Source organism: Aeromonas sp. DSM 116730 (genome assembly GCF_046581335.1).
Lineage (GTDB): Bacteria > Pseudomonadota > Gammaproteobacteria > Enterobacterales > Aeromonadaceae > Aeromonas > Aeromonas rivipollensis.
Genome location: NZ_CP144265.1, coordinates 1,912,443 through 1,926,124, shown reverse-complemented (window position 1 = coordinate 1,926,124; position 13,682 = coordinate 1,912,443). Strand labels below are relative to the sequence as shown.

Sequence of the window (13,682 nt, the reverse complement as noted above, 5' to 3'; positions counted from 1 at the left end):
GCAAGGATCAGTGATGTGCCCATTCGACCGTATTCAGATCGACGCCGTCCTTGAACATCTCCCACAGGGGAGACATCTCGCGCAGACGACCGATGGAGTCGCAGATGAGCTTGATTGCGTAGTCGATCTCTTCCTCTGTGGTGAAGCGACCGATGCTGAAACGGATGGAGCTGTGCGCCAGCTCGTCGTTCAGGCCCAGGGCGCGCAACACGTAGGAAGGCTCCAGGCTGGCCGAGGTACAGGCCGAACCGGAAGAGACAGCCAGATCCTTCAGCGCCATGATGAGGGATTCCCCTTCCACATAGGCGAAGCTGACGTTCAGGTTACCCGGGACACGATGGTCCAGATCGCCGTTGATATAGACTTCTTCGATGTTCTTGATGCCGTTCCACAGACGCTGACGCAGGGCCATGATGTGCTGGCTCTCGCTCGCCATCTCTTCCTTGGCGATGCGGAAGGCCTCGCCCATGCCGACGATCTGGTGGGTCGCCAGGGTGCCGGAGCGCATGCCGCGCTCATGACCACCACCGTGCATCTGGGCTTCCAGACGGACCCGCGGCTTGCGGCGCACGTACAGGGCACCTATGCCCTTAGGGCCGTATACCTTGTGGGCGGACATGGAGAGCAGATCCACTTTCAGCGCTTCCACGTCGACCGGGATCTTGCCCACGCTCTGGACTGCGTCCACGTGCAGCAGGATCTTGCGGGAGCGGCACAGCTCGCCGATGGCGGCGATATCTTGCACCACACCGATCTCGTTGTTGACGTGCATGATGCTGACCAGAATGGTGTCATCGCGCAGGGCGCCTTCGATCTGCTCCAGAGTAAACAGGCCGCTGGGCATCGGCTCGAGGTAGGTCACCTCGTAGCCTTCACGCTCCAGCTGACGGCAGGTGTCGAGCACCGCCTTGTGTTCGGTCTTGGAGGTGATGATGTGCTTGCCCTTGCCAGCATAGAAGTGGGCTATGCCCTTGATGGCCAGGTTGTTGGATTCGGTCGCGCCGGAGGTGAAGACGATCTCGCGAGGATCTGCACCAATCAGCTCTGCCACTTGATTACGGGCCAGGTCCACCGCCTCTTCGGCCTGCCAGCCGAAACGGTGAGAGCGGGAGGCAGGATTGCCAAACAGGCCGTCCATGGTGAGGCACTGCATCATTTTTTCTGCGACACGCGGGTCCACCGGACAGGTTGCCGAATAATCAAGGTAAATAGGCAGTTTCATGTTTTTCTCCGTTACGACGGAGTCACACAGCGACTCGTCGTGGAAAGCACGTTTATAGTTGGACTTTCAAGCTCACATCACCGCGTTCTGCCCGGTCAACCAGGGACAACACGGTCTTCATTTGTTCATCTTGCTTGCCGGCGATGCGGCGCACATCGGCCTGGCCGACCAGCTCCGCCAGGGTGATGTCACCCAGGAAACTGGAAATGCGCTCGCTCAAGTCACGCCACAGGGAGTGGGTCAGACACTGGGTACCGCCATGGCAGCCACCCTTGCCGAGACACTTGGTCGCATCGACCGACTCATCGACCGCGGTGATCACCTGACCTACCGAGATCTCGCCAGGGGCCAGGCCGAGGCGATAACCGCCGCCCGGGCCGCGCACGCTGCTCACCAGTCCATGCTTGCGCAGACGGGCAAACAGTTGTTCCAGATAGGACAAGGAGATGCCCTGGCGCTCTGAAATATCAGCCAGGGGAACGGGCCCCTGCTCTGCATGCAACGCCACGTCTAGCATGGCTGTCACAGCGTAACGTCCTTTTGAGGTCAGTCTCATATGCCTTACCGTCTTGCGAACAAATCAATATGGGCACATGGTCACATACCCGACTAAAACAGTCAAGTATATGGTTGAGTAAATCAGTCGGGATTAATCCTGCGGCCGGGCTTTCTGCACCGAGGTGAGAATGCCCCGCAATATATTCAATTCAACCACTTCCGGCCGGGCGCGATTGAACAGACGACGCAGCTTGCTCATCACATGACCGGGGTGCTCCTCGGTGATGAAACCTGTCTTCTGCAGAGTCTGCTCCAGGTGTTGATAGAAGCCTTCCAGTTGCTGCGCGCTGGGATAATCGACCCGCTCCGCCTCTGCCGCTGTGTCAGTCTCCTGAGTCGCCAGCCAGTGCATGCGCACCTCGTAGCAGAGGGTCTGCACCGCCATGGCAAGATTGAGGGAGCTGTATTCGGGATTGGCCGGGATGGCCACGTGATAGTGGCATTTTTGCAGCTCATCGTTGGTGAGGCCGGTGCGTTCACGGCCAAACACCAGGGCGACCGGGTGCTTCACCCCTTCCGCTACCAGCTTCTCGCCCGCTTCGCGGGGATCCAGCATGGGCCAGCTCAGGGTGCGGGATCGGGCACTGGTGCCGATGACCAGGCCGCAATCGGCGATGGCGTCATCCAGCGTCGGGACTATGCGGGCATTGGCCAGCACATCGCTGGCCCCTGCCGCCAGGGCGATGGCATCGTCATCTGGCAAGGCTTGCGGATCAACCAACACCAGCTGCGTCAGCCCCATGGTCTTCATGGCTCTCGCCGCAGACCCCATGTTGCCGGTGTGAGAGGTGTTTACCAACACGATACGAATCTGATCCAACATGCCCAGTCAATCTTCAGTCAAAAATGGCGCGCAATTGTAACATAACCAATCGCTATTTTGGCACCGCTTCTGACCCTGCATTTCAGAACAAAAGTGATGGCTCGTATAACCAACCGACCTGAAGGCGGGAAAAGGGAGGGCTAACCTTAGAGGGTCAAGCTGCATTACCCGGAGTCACCCTCTCATGCTGCCCCCCTGGATCTATGAACAACTGCCGCTGCTTTACCTGCTGCTCTCCGCCGTGCTGTGGTCCTTTGCCCACTCCCCGCTGCTCTGGCTCGCGGCGACCCTGCTGTTTGCCGTGGGCGCCCTCATCTGGATGATGCGCTCCAACTACAGGCGCACCGATTTGGTCATCTATCCCGCCAAGCGCTGGCTGCAACCGGAGTGGTACTACGAGGCTCTTCCTTTTCTGTGGCTGGCGCTCGGGCTGGTGCTGCTGCGCCTGCCTGACACCACGGCCCTGCTCGCCCTGCTCCCCTGTCTCTGGGGTGGCCGCTGCCTGTGGGCCCGGCGGCGTCACCGCCACCATACCCGGGGGCTGGCCCTGCAGCTGAGACGCGGCTCAGGCCATAGACGCGGGCAGCGGATCCTGCGCTGAGCGTACCCGCTCTATCAGGGTGGCCAGATCCATCAGGGGATATTTCATCAGCCCTGGCAGCCCATCGAGGTCCAGGCTGTCCATCAGGTTCTTCACCTCAAGGCCCAGCTCGGTATCCCCTTCTATCTTCAGCCTGCGCTGGAAGAAGAGGGAGTCCGGATCCTCCTTGCGACCGGCAATCAGGATGAGATCCTGGCTGCTGCCGCTGAAGCAGACATCGGCTCGCTCGCATTCACGGGCCACCACCAGTTTTCCCGCTCGCTCGCTGACAAACCAGCAGAGCTCGAGATCTGACACCTCGACCTTGAGCCACTTGCCCGCCAGGAAGGCGAAGTCCCCATCCTGGATGGCCTCCTTGAACGCCTGCGCCAGCAAGGCCTCCATCAGGTTTTGCTGCAGGGTGAAGGGCACCAGCTTGAGGGGATGGCGCAAGAGACGAGGGGCCTGTTCGACCAGGCGGCGTTGCAGTTGATGAAACACGATAAACTCCCAGTTTTTTGCCCATTCAAACACAGTGCAATTATCAGGATCCTGTTGAAAATCAAACTTGTGCCGACTTACCTCAAGAAGGGTAAAGCCACCTAAAGCTGCCTCAGGTCAAAAAGCGGGGGCCCAAGCCTGCATACAATCGGGCCACTTTTTGCATTTTTGCCCTCTCGGAGCGTACCCGATGGAATTACTCTGCCCGGCAGGCAGCCTGCCGGCACTGAAGACAGCCGTGGATAACGGGGCCGACGCCGTCTATATCGGCTTCAAGGACGACACCAATGCCCGCCACTTCGCCGGCCTCAACTTCACGGACAGCAAGCTGGAAAGAGCGGTGGACTATGTGCACCAGCACGGTCGCAAGCTGCACATCGCCATCAACACCTTCGCCCACCCGGGCTCGGATGCCAGATGGAAGCAGGCGGTGGACAGAGGGGTGGCACTCGGTGCCGATGCCCTGATCATCGCCGATCTCGCCGTGCTGGATTACGCCAGCCGCCATCATCCCGACATGGAGCTCCATGTCTCTGTCCAGGCCAGCGCCACCAACGCCGCCGCCATTCGCTTCTACCAGCAGCACTTCAAGGTCGGCCGGGTGGTATTGCCACGGGTGCTCTCCATGCATCAGGTCAGGCAGCTGGCCCGCGAGACCGACGTCGGCCTCGAGGTGTTCGCCTTCGGCAGCCTCTGCATCATGGCGGAGGGGCGCTGCTACCTCTCCTCCTACATGACCGGCGAGAGCCCCAATACCGTGGGCGCCTGCTCCCCCGCCAAGTTCGTGCGCTGGGAGGAGACCCCGAACGGCCTCGAATCCCGTCTCAACGAGGTGCTGATCGACCGCTACGGCCCCGGGGAAAACGCCGGTTACCCGACCCTGTGCAAGGGGCGTTTCGAGGTGGATGGCCAGACCTATCACGCCCTGGAGGAGCCCACCAGCCTCAACACCCTCGGCTTGTTACCTGAGCTGTTCCAGACCGGGATCCAGTCGGTCAAGATCGAGGGCCGCCAGCGCAGCCCCGCCTATGTCGAGCAGGTGACCCGGGTCTGGCGCGCCGCCATCGACGCCTATCAGGCCAACCCCGACACCTACAGCGTCAAGAGCGAGTGGGATGCCCAGCTTGCCCGCGTCTCCGAGGGAAGCCAGACCACCCTCGGCGCCTATCATCGCCAGTGGCAATAAAAGGAGCACATCATGCAATTCTCTCTCGGGCCCCTGCTCTTCTACTGGCCCAAGGCCGATACCCAGGCCTTCTATGAGGCGGCGGCGCAGAGCCAGGCCGACATCATCTATCTGGGCGAGACCGTGTGCAGCAAGCGCCGTGAACTGAAAGGGGATGACTGGATTGCCCTGGCCCGCCAGGTGGCGAGCTCGGGCAAGCAGGCCGTGCTCTCCACCCTGGCGCTGATCTCGGCGCCGTCGGAACTCAAGGAGGTCAAGCGGCTGGTCGACAATGGCGATCTCATGGTCGAGGCCAACGATCTCGGCGCCGTCCAGCTCGCCTGGGAGGCGGGGCTGCCCTTCGTGTGCGGCCCGGCCATCAATGCCTACAACGCCGAGGTGCTGCGCATGCTGCTCAAACAGGGGATGCGGCGCTGGGTGATGCCGGTGGAGCTCTCCCGCGACTGGCTGGTGCAGCTCAATGAGGATCTGGGCAGCGCCCGCCAGCAGTTCGAGGTGGAGGTGTTCGCCTACGGCCACCTGCCGCTGGCCTATTCGGCGCGCTGCTTCACCGCCCGCTCCCTCGACAAGCCCAAGGACAACTGCGAGCTCGCCTGCATCCACTACCCCACTGGGCGCCTCGCCAGCAGCCGCGAGGGGCAGAAGGTGTTCAATCTCAACGGCATCCAGACCCAGTCCGGCTACTGCTACAACCTCGGCAACGAGCTCGAAGGCATGGCGGGACTGGTGGACGTGGTGCGCCTATCCCCAGAAGGGATGGACACACTCGACATGTTGGCCCGTTTCAAGGCCAACCTGCAGGGTCAGGCACCGCTGCCCCTGCAGCAGGAGCGGGACTGCAACGGTTACTGGCGGCAGATCCCCGGCATGAGCCTGGTGGAATGACAATGGAATGACACCCCGCATCCCCCAGCAACAGACAGCAAAAAGGCCTCATCAAGAGGCCTTTTTCACTGAGGGCTGATGCCCTTCTCACGCTTTGCTGTTTTTGCCCTGGGCACCCGGCGGCAAGGGCTTGCGCGCCATCAGCTCCAGCTCGAGCAGGGCATAGCGATGCTCGATGAAGTCATAGACGTTGTTGGCCAGCGCCAGCTTGAAGTAGCTGATGGCTTCCTTGCGGTTGCCCTTGGCCAGCTCGAACTTGCCGAGGTAGAAGTAGGTCTCGCACAGGCGCTCGGCGAGCTCCCGGTTGTCCTTCACTCCTTTCACCACGTTGCCCATCAGCTGGGTGGCGTTGATCTCGCCGGTATAGAGGCGGACCAGATCCCAGTTCCAGGCGTCGTCGTCATACTTGTTCAGCCGCTCGCGCATCCGGCTCATGGCCGCCGGCCCGTTGAGCTTCTGCTCGGCCAGATAGAGCCAGATCACCCGGTAGGGATCTTCCGGCTGCGCCTCGTAGAAACGCTTCATGTCGGCGGTGGCAAGCTCGGGCCTGTTGCCGTAATAGAGCGCTATGCCACGGTTGAGGTAGGCGTAATCGTAATCCGGGGCGAGCTCGAGAGCCGAATCGAATGCCTCATAGGCCTCGTCATAGTTCTGTTGCTGAACCAGATAGACACCGATGAAGTTGTAAGCCTCGGCAAAGTCGGGCTTCTCCCGCAAGGCGCGGTTGAAGTCGAGCCGAGCGAGGGAACGAAGGCCAACCCGGTCAAACACCACGGCACGCTCATAGAACAACTCGGCGCGCTGTTCGGTCGTCAATTCCATTTCACTGAGCATCTGCCCGAGTCGCGCCAAGGCCAACTCGCTCTGGTAGGAGACCTGCAAGGGGGTCGCCAATACCAATGAAGCGGGTTGCGGCTTGGGAACTTGAGGCGCTGTAACCTGACTGCTACTGCTGCATCCCCACATGGGGAGCAACAACAGGATACCGGTGAGGTATCCAATCCCTATCCTGACGTTCAATGAACACTCCGACGCTTACGCTTGACCCCGCATATGGTAAAGGTCAACCGGCCTTTTGTCATGTGGCGCAACCCCTATCCCTCAAATAAATCAGGATTCGACAGGGTATCCGGCGTCACACCAACCACGAAAGCCTCCATCGACGCTGACCACCCGGGAATACCCCATCTTTTGCAGGTTGTCCGCCGCCAGGATGGAGCGAAATCCCCCACCACAATAGAGGTAGAGCTCGGTGTCGGGATCGGGAAAACGGGTCTCGATGTCCCGCTCCATCACACCGCGGCCAAGGTGTTCGGCCCCCGGCAGGTGCCCTTTCGCCCACTCGTTATCTTCCCGCACATCGATCAGGTGAAAAAAACGGCCTTCTTCCTGCCAGCGCCTGATCTGGTGCACGTCGGTTTCCCGTATCTGCGGGCGAATGGCCTCTACCAGGGCCAGAAAACGGGGATTGTGTTGCATGGCTTGCTCCTTGCATTCTTGCAATGGGTCATGAGGATGGGTACTGGGGAGCATAATGACTCAGCCGCCCCCCAAGAGAAAGGGCGCCTTGTGGCGCCCTTGTCTGTTACGGCAGGATCTCTTGCTGATCCGCCCCTTCTTTTTCCACCTGGGTCGGCAGCATGTGCTCCCGCTTGACCCCGAAGAACATGGCAGAGGCACTCGCCACATAGATGGAGGAGTAGGTCCCGAAGGCCACCCCTATCACCATGGCGATGGCAAAACCGTGGATCAGCGGGCCGCCCTTGAGCAGCAGCGCCACCACCACCACGAAGGTCAACCCCGAGGTGATGATGGTCCGGCTCAGGGTCTCGGTCATGGAGAGATCCATGATGAAGGCGGTATCCCCCTTGCGCACCTTGCGGAAGTTCTCCCGCAGGCGGTCGAACACCACTATGGTGTCGTTCAGGGAGTAGCCCACCAGGGTCATCAGCGCCGCCAGCACGGTCAGATCGAACTCGTACTGGAAGTAGGCGAAGATGCCGAGGGTGATGATCACATCGTGCGCCAGGGAAAGGATGCCCCCCATCGCCAGACGCCATTCGAAGCGCACCGCCACGTAGGCCAGGATACAGAGGATGGAGGCCAGCATGGCCAGGGCACCATCTGTCGCCAGCTCGTCACCCACCGAAGGACCGACGAACTCGACCCGCTTGAGCACGGCGCCCTCGTCGATCAGCTTGGCGGCCGCCAGCACCTCGTTGCCCTGCTGCTCGACCTTGACCCCCTCCTGGGGGGCCATGCGCACCAGCACATCGCGGCTGGAGCCGAAGAATTGCAGGGTCGCCCCTTCAATCTTCTGCTGATCCAGCGCCTCATGCATCTTGTCCAGGCTCACCGATTGCTGGAACCCCACCTCTATGGTGGTGCCCCCGGTAAAGTCCAGCCCCCAGTTCAGGCCGCGATCGAACAGGCAGAACAGGGCAAGCATCGTCAGCAAGGCAGAGAACACCATTCCCGACTTGGCGAAACGCATGAAGGGGATGGGCTTTTCAAAATGTAGAATCTGAAACATGTCTCTTCCTTAGATCGGCAGCTTGTCGATGCGCCGTCCGCCCCAGGCCAGGTTGATGATGGCGCGGGATACAGTAATGGCCGTAAACATGGAGGCGGTCAGACCTATGCCCAGGGTCAGGGCGAAGCCCTTGATGGCGCCGGTGCCGATACCAAACAAGATCACACAGGTGATGAGCGAGGTGACGTTGGAGTCGGCGATGGTCGAGAAGGCGCGGTCGAAGCCCATGTGGATGGCTTGCTGCACCCCGCGGCCGTTGCGGATCTCTTCACGAATACGCTCGTAGATCAGCACGTTCGCATCCACCGCCATGCCCAGCGTCAGCACGATACCGGCGATACCCGGCAGTGTCATGGTGGCCCCGGGTATCATCGACATGATGCCGACGATCAGCACCAGGTTCATGGAGAGGGCCAGGTTGGCCACCCAGCCGAACGCACGGTAGTAGATCCCCATGAACAGCACTATCACCAGCATGGCCCAGCCGATGGCTTCCATACCGCTGTCGATGTTCTGCTGACCCAGGCTCGGGCCTATGGTGCGTTCTTCGACTATCTGAATGGGGGCTATCAGGGCACCGGCACGCAGCAGCAGCGCCAGGTTGTGCGCTTCGTTGGCGTTGTCGATACCTGTGATGCGGAACTGGCTGCCAAGGCGCGACTGGATGGTGGCGACGTTGATCACCTCCTCCTGCTTGCGGAACTTGCGCTTGCCGTCCGGACCGGGTTGACCCACCGGCTTGTACTCGATGAAGACGGTGGCCATGCCCTTACCAACGTTGTCCTTGGTAAAGTTGGCCATCTTGTTGCCACCCTGGCCATCGAGCTTGATGTTGACCTGGGGACGGCTGTATTCATCGAAACCGGACTGGGCACCCACTATGTGGTCACCGGTCAGGATCACGCGCTTTTGCAGCACCACGGGACGACCGTTGCGATCGTTGTAGACCTTGGAGCTCGGCGGCACCCGGCCCGCGGCAGCGGCCTGGATGTCGGCGGCCTCATCGACCATGTGGAACTCCAGGGTGGCTGTGGCCCCCAGGATCTCCTTGGCACGGGCGGTGTCTTGGATACCGGGCAGCTCCACCACGATGCGCTCGGCACCCTGCTGTTGTACCAGCGGCTCGGCCACACCCAGCTCGTTCACCCGGTTACGGATGATGGTGATGTTCTGCTCGAGGGCGTACTTCTTCACTTCCTTGATCTTGGCTTCACTCAGACCAGCCAGCAGGATGAAGTCATCCCCTTTCTGCTCAGTGGTGAAGGTGAGATCCGGATTCTGCCGACGCAGGAAAGAGGCCGCCTTGGCCTGATCGGCCTCCTCGCGGAACACCACCTGCACCTGATCACCGACCCGGCGCACGCCGGAGTAACGGATCTTCTGGGTGCGCAGCTCGGAGCGGAAATCCTGCACCATCTGCTCTTGCTGCTTGGTCAGCGCCTCGGCCATGTCCACTTCCATCAGGAAGTGCACACCACCGCGCAGGTCCAGACCCAGCTTGAGGGGAGCGGCGCCTATGGCTTCGAGCCAGGCAGGAGTGGAAGGTGCCAGGTTGAGGGCAGTGATGAAGTTGTCGCCCAGCTTGTTGGCGACGATGTCACGTGCCTTGAGCTGGTCTTCGGTATTGGTGAACCGGATCAGAATGAAACCGTGTTCGAACGCAGCATGTTTGACCGGGATCTGAGCCGCTTCGAGCGTCTCCTTCACCTGATCGAGCGTCTCTAGTTTGACTTCGGCACCACGGCTGGCAGATACCTGCAAGGCCGGGTCTTCGCCGTAAAGATTGGGGGCTGCATATAGAAAACCGATGGCGATCACGACGATCACCATCAGGTATTTCCACAGCGGATAGCGATTTAACACGCTGTGCTCCTCGGGAGATTAAAGGGACTGGATAGAACCCTTGGGCAGAACGGCAGAGACGAAATCACGCTTGATGGTGACTTGGGTCTGATCGTTCAGGGCCAGCACTATGTAGTCGCTATCGGTGGAGACCTTGGCGATCTTGCCGACCAGGCCACCGGAGGTGAGCACTTCGTCACCCTTGGCCAGGGAGCTCATCAGATCGCGATGAGTCTTGGCGCGCTTGGCCTGGGGACGATAGATCATGAAATAGAAGATGAGGCCAAACACGGCCAGCATGATGATCATTTCCATGCCACCACCCTGTGCACCCGGAGCTGCGCCTTCTGCATACGCCTTGGAGATAATGCTCATTTAACAACCTCTTATTGATGTAGATTTGAAAACTAACTTATATGTCGTTGTTATTTCACGTCATTTTCAGTTAACGGAGGCACGGGCTTCCCTTGCCGACGGTAAAACTCAGTTACAAAGTCGTCTAATTTACCCTGCTCGATCGCGTCCCGCAAACCCTGCATCACACGCTGGTAATAACGCAGGTTATGAATGGTATTCAGACGGGCACCGAGGATCTCGTTGCACTTGTCCAGATGGTACAGATAGCTGCGGGTGTAGTTCTTGCAGGTGTAGCAGTCGCAGTCCGCATCCAGGGTGCTGGTGTCCTCGCGATACTTGGCGTTGCGGATCTTGACCACGCCGTCCGTGGTGAACAGATGACCGTTGCGGGCGTTGCGGGTCGGCATCACGCAATCGAACATGTCGATGCCGCGGCGCACCCCTTCCACCAGATCTTCGGGCTTGCCCACCCCCATCAGGTAGCGCGGCTTGTCGGCCGGAATTTTCGGGCAGACGTGATCCAGGATGCGGTGCATGTCCTCCTTGGGCTCACCCACCGCCAGACCGCCGACCGCATAGCCGTCGAAGCCTATCTCCAGCAGGCCGTCCAGAGAGACATCCCGCAGCGGCTCGTAGACGGAGCCCTGGATGATGCCGAACAGGGCGTTCTTGTTGCCCAGGGCATCAAACTTGTCGCGGGAGCGCTTGGCCCAGCGCAGGGACATCTCCATGGACTTGCGCGCCTCTTCGTAGGTCGCCGGATAGGGCGTGCACTCGTCGAAGATCATCACGATGTCGGAGCCCAGATCGTACTGGATCTCCATGGATTTCTCGGGGTCGAGGAAGATCTTCTCGCCGTTGATGGGATGACGGAAGTGCACCCCCTCTTCGGTGATCTTGCGAATGTGACCCAGGCTGAACACCTGGAAACCGCCGGAATCGGTGAGGATGGGGCCTTGCCAGTTCATGAAGTCGTGCAGGTCGCCGTGGGCGCGCATCACCGCCTGACCCGGCCGCAGCCAGAGGTGGAAGGTGTTGCCAAGCAGGATCTGGGCGCCGGTCTCGCGCACCTCTTCCGGGGTCATCCCCTTGACGGTGCCGTAGGTACCGACCGGCATGAAGGCCGGGGTCTGGACCACACCGCGCTCGAATACCAGTTGACCGCGACGGGCGCGACCATCTGTGGTTTTCAGTTCAAATTTCATTGCTACCTCGATTCAGTCAGAGAAACAGTCTGACAACGGAGGGCCCCATGGGCCCGATACAAGAAACCGGCCAGGATCCTGACAAGGAGTCCCTGAACGGCTTCTGAAGGCTGAGGCTTATGTCTCAACCTGGCGACGGGTGACGAACATGGCGTCCCCGTAGCTGAAGAAACGGTACTGCTCTTCCACCGCCGCCTGATAGGCCGCCATCACCTGATCGTACCCCGCAAAGGCGCTGACCAGCATGATCAGGGTCGATTCGGGCAGGTGGAAGTTGGTGACCATGGCATCGACAATCTGGAACTCGTAGCCCGGGAAGATGAAGATGTCGGTGTCGCTGAAGAAGGGCGCCAGCGGCTTGCCCTGGGCCAGGGTTACCTTGGCGGCGCTCTCCAGGGAGCGCACCGAGGTGGTGCCCACCGCAATCACTCGGCCACCCCGGGCCCGAGTCGCGTTGATGGCATCCACCACCTCCTGCGGCACTTCGGCATACTCGGAGTGCATGTGGTGATCTTCAATCTTGTCCACCCGCACCGGCTGGAAGGTCCCCGCCCCTACATGCAGGGTGACGAAGGCCGTTTCAACCCCCTTGGCGCGGATCTTTGCCAGCAGGGGCTCATCGAAGTGCAGCCCCGCGGTCGGCGCCGCCACGGCGCCCGGCTTCTGGTTGTAGACGGTCTGGTAGCGCTCCTTGTCGGCGTCCTCGTCGGGTCGGTCGATATAGGGGGGCAGCGGCATGTGGCCTATGGCCTCCAGGATCTCAAGCACCGGACGGGGGTCCAGGAAGTGGATCTCGAACAGGGCATCGTGGCGGGCGCGCATCTCGGCCTCGACCCCACCATCAAGAATGAGACGGGTGCCGGGCTTGGGGGACTTGGAGGAGCGGACATGGGCAAGCACGCTATGCTCGTCCAGGATGCGCTCCACCAGCACCTCCAGCTTGCCGCCGCTGGCCTTCTGGCCAAACATGCGTGCCGGAATGACCCGGGTGTTGTTGAACACCAGCAGGTCGCCCGGGTTGAGCTGGTCCAGCACATCCACAAATTGACCGTGGCGCAGGGCGCCGCTTTGACCATCGAGCTGCAACAGGCGGCTGGCGGTACGCTCTGCCATCGGATAGCGGGCAATCAGCTCGTCTGGCAGATCAAAATGAAAATCGGATACTTGCATCTTTCACCTCGGGGGAATCGGCGGCTAGTCTAGTTATCCCCCTCTTCCAAGGCAACCCAAAAGACCAAAAACCCAAGGCCGGCAAGGGATAGCGCTCTTTTTGTGAGCCTTGTGGGCCCTTGACGCGCCGACACGGGCGCTTGGGCGCCAATTTGTGCCCCGCAGCGCTCACAGCCCCTGAGTTAATGATTCTTTAATGATCTGTATTGACCCTGATCAGGTTCCACGGCCAGGAGCTGAGCTAGGGTGAGATCAGAGACACAAGGAGGCCCACCATGATGACCCTGACTGAAATCATGACCGAACACCCCTTCACCCTGGGGCCGCAGAACAGCGTCAAGCAGGCGATGGAGCTGATGCAGCAGGAGCAGATCCGCCACATCCCCATCGTCGACGAGCACCAGCATCTGCTGGGACTGGTCACCCTCTCCGACATCCTGGCCACTCGCGAGTCCAAGCTGCTGCTGATCAATCCGGAGCGGGAGGCAGAATTCACCGACAGCGTCCAGCTCGACGAGATCATGACCCGCCAGGTGGCGAGCGTGGATCCCCACGCCGGCATCAAGGAGGCGGCCCTCTACCTGCAGCGCCACAAATATGGCTGCCTGCCGGTGGTACGGGGACGCAAGCTGGTGGGCATAGTCACGGAGTCGGATTTCATCACAGTGGCCATCAATCTGCTGGAACTGATGGAAGAGCAGGAGCCGCCCTCCGATTTCTGATCACAAAAAACTGTAATAAAATTACAATAAAAGCGTTTTCAGCTTAATTTACCGGCTAAATAACTGAAACACTTTCAGTTTGACTGAAAAATTACACC

Annotated in this window: 15 protein-coding genes; 4 read left to right on the top strand and 11 right to left on the bottom strand. The window is 60.3% G+C overall.

The annotated features are described in order from the left end of the window. Positions 1–7: 7 nt before the first annotated feature. From Aeroheme_RS08795 to trmJ, 3 genes are all read right to left on the bottom strand, one after another. On the bottom strand, positions 8–1,222 hold the full coding sequence (locus Aeroheme_RS08795) for an IscS subfamily cysteine desulfurase (protein WP_163147500.1): 1,215 nt from the start codon (positions 1,220–1,222) through the stop codon (positions 8–10). A 52-nt stretch (positions 1,223–1,274) separates the two neighbouring features. Further along, positions 1,275–1,778 (bottom strand): Fe-S cluster assembly transcriptional regulator IscR, encoded by a 504-nt coding sequence (iscR, locus tag Aeroheme_RS08790; protein WP_025327241.1) that lies wholly within the window; start codon positions 1,776–1,778, stop codon positions 1,275–1,277. A gap of 93 nt (positions 1,779–1,871) precedes the next feature. Continuing rightward, positions 1,872–2,603 carry a tRNA (cytosine(32)/uridine(32)-2'-O)-methyltransferase TrmJ gene (trmJ, locus tag Aeroheme_RS08785; protein WP_408849316.1) on the bottom strand — a complete coding sequence of 244 codons (732 nt, stop codon included), beginning with the start codon at positions 2,601–2,603 and terminating at the stop codon, positions 1,872–1,874. Positions 2,604–2,787: 184 nt separating this feature from the next. On the opposite strand from trmJ, the gene Aeroheme_RS08780 reads away from it, so the two are divergent. Then, entirely contained in the window at positions 2,788–3,204 is a 417-nt protein-coding gene (locus tag Aeroheme_RS08780; RefSeq protein WP_163137805.1) for a hypothetical protein, read from the top strand. On the opposite strand, the gene Aeroheme_RS08775 is transcribed toward Aeroheme_RS08780, so the two are convergent. Next, the gene (locus tag Aeroheme_RS08775) at positions 3,169–3,684 is read right to left on the bottom strand and encodes an SCP2 domain-containing protein (protein ID WP_111912229.1); all 516 of its coding nucleotides are present in this window, start codon (positions 3,682–3,684) and stop codon (positions 3,169–3,171) included. The genes Aeroheme_RS08780 and Aeroheme_RS08775 overlap by 36 nt on opposite strands. A gap of 190 nt (positions 3,685–3,874) precedes the next feature. On the opposite strand from Aeroheme_RS08775, the gene Aeroheme_RS08770 reads away from it, so the two are divergent. Together Aeroheme_RS08770 and Aeroheme_RS08765 are read left to right on the top strand one after the other, a co-directional pair. Beyond that, positions 3,875–4,870, top strand: a complete 996-nt coding sequence (locus tag Aeroheme_RS08770) for a peptidase U32 family protein (protein ID WP_411167108.1) — start codon at positions 3,875–3,877, stop codon at positions 4,868–4,870. Between the two features lie 12 nt (positions 4,871–4,882). Then, positions 4,883–5,755: a U32 family peptidase gene (locus tag Aeroheme_RS08765; RefSeq protein WP_404838940.1), complete on the top strand. Its 873-nt coding sequence runs from the start codon at positions 4,883–4,885 to the stop codon at positions 5,753–5,755. A gap of 87 nt (positions 5,756–5,842) precedes the next feature. Here the strand turns inward: Aeroheme_RS08765 and nlpI are convergent, their stop codons facing one another. From nlpI to queA, 7 genes are all read right to left on the bottom strand, one after another. Continuing rightward, on the bottom strand, positions 5,843–6,775 hold the full coding sequence (nlpI, locus tag Aeroheme_RS08760) for a lipoprotein NlpI (RefSeq protein ID WP_307764782.1): 933 nt from the start codon (positions 6,773–6,775) through the stop codon (positions 5,843–5,845). 90 nt (positions 6,776–6,865) lie between these two features. Next, positions 6,866–7,234, bottom strand: coding sequence for a rhodanese-like domain-containing protein (locus tag Aeroheme_RS08755; protein WP_106886571.1), 369 nt, complete (start codon positions 7,232–7,234; stop codon positions 6,866–6,868). A gap of 106 nt (positions 7,235–7,340) precedes the next feature. Then, positions 7,341–8,288 carry a protein translocase subunit SecF gene (gene secF, locus Aeroheme_RS08750; RefSeq protein ID WP_106886570.1) on the bottom strand — a complete coding sequence of 316 codons (948 nt, stop codon included), beginning with the start codon at positions 8,286–8,288 and terminating at the stop codon, positions 7,341–7,343. Between the two features lie 9 nt (positions 8,289–8,297). After that, positions 8,298–10,151, bottom strand: coding sequence for a protein translocase subunit SecD (gene secD / locus Aeroheme_RS08745; protein WP_025327250.1), 1,854 nt, complete (start codon positions 10,149–10,151; stop codon positions 8,298–8,300). A gap of 18 nt (positions 10,152–10,169) precedes the next feature. Next, positions 10,170–10,505: a preprotein translocase subunit YajC gene (yajC, locus tag Aeroheme_RS08740; protein WP_025327251.1), complete on the bottom strand. Its 336-nt coding sequence runs from the start codon at positions 10,503–10,505 to the stop codon at positions 10,170–10,172. A gap of 50 nt (positions 10,506–10,555) precedes the next feature. Next, positions 10,556–11,692 carry a tRNA guanosine(34) transglycosylase Tgt gene (gene tgt / locus Aeroheme_RS08735; RefSeq protein WP_025327252.1) on the bottom strand — a complete coding sequence of 379 codons (1,137 nt, stop codon included), beginning with the start codon at positions 11,690–11,692 and terminating at the stop codon, positions 10,556–10,558. 117 nt (positions 11,693–11,809) lie between these two features. Beyond that, positions 11,810–12,862 carry a tRNA preQ1(34) S-adenosylmethionine ribosyltransferase-isomerase QueA gene (queA, locus tag Aeroheme_RS08730; RefSeq protein ID WP_411167107.1) on the bottom strand — a complete coding sequence of 351 codons (1,053 nt, stop codon included), beginning with the start codon at positions 12,860–12,862 and terminating at the stop codon, positions 11,810–11,812. A gap of 275 nt (positions 12,863–13,137) precedes the next feature. On the opposite strand from queA, the gene Aeroheme_RS08725 reads away from it, so the two are divergent. Further along, positions 13,138–13,584, top strand: coding sequence for a CBS domain-containing protein (locus Aeroheme_RS08725; protein ID WP_106886567.1), 447 nt, complete (start codon positions 13,138–13,140; stop codon positions 13,582–13,584). Positions 13,585–13,682 lie beyond the last annotated feature (98 nt).

Coding starts and splice junctions, on each gene's coding strand:
- yajC (WP_025327251.1), bottom strand. CDS start 10,505: ATGAGCATTATCTCCAAGGCGTATGCAGAAGGCGCAGCTCCGGGTGCA.
- secF (WP_106886570.1), bottom strand. CDS start 8,288: ATGTTTCAGATTCTACATTTTGAAAAGCCCATCCCCTTCATGCGTTTC.
- Aeroheme_RS08770 (WP_411167108.1), top strand. CDS start 3,875: ATGGAATTACTCTGCCCGGCAGGCAGCCTGCCGGCACTGAAGACAGCC.
- Aeroheme_RS08725 (WP_106886567.1), top strand. CDS start 13,138: ATGATGACCCTGACTGAAATCATGACCGAACACCCCTTCACCCTGGGG.
- trmJ (WP_408849316.1), bottom strand. CDS start 2,603: ATGTTGGATCAGATTCGTATCGTGTTGGTAAACACCTCTCACACCGGC.
- queA (WP_411167107.1), bottom strand. CDS start 12,862: ATGCAAGTATCCGATTTTCATTTTGATCTGCCAGACGAGCTGATTGCC.
- Aeroheme_RS08755 (WP_106886571.1), bottom strand. CDS start 7,234: ATGCAACACAATCCCCGTTTTCTGGCCCTGGTAGAGGCCATTCGCCCG.
- Aeroheme_RS08780 (WP_163137805.1), top strand. CDS start 2,788: ATGCTGCCCCCCTGGATCTATGAACAACTGCCGCTGCTTTACCTGCTG.
- Aeroheme_RS08795 (WP_163147500.1), bottom strand. CDS start 1,222: ATGAAACTGCCTATTTACCTTGATTATTCGGCAACCTGTCCGGTGGAC.
- Aeroheme_RS08765 (WP_404838940.1), top strand. CDS start 4,883: ATGCAATTCTCTCTCGGGCCCCTGCTCTTCTACTGGCCCAAGGCCGAT.
- iscR (WP_025327241.1), bottom strand. CDS start 1,778: ATGAGACTGACCTCAAAAGGACGTTACGCTGTGACAGCCATGCTAGAC.
- tgt (WP_025327252.1), bottom strand. CDS start 11,692: ATGAAATTTGAACTGAAAACCACAGATGGTCGCGCCCGTCGCGGTCAA.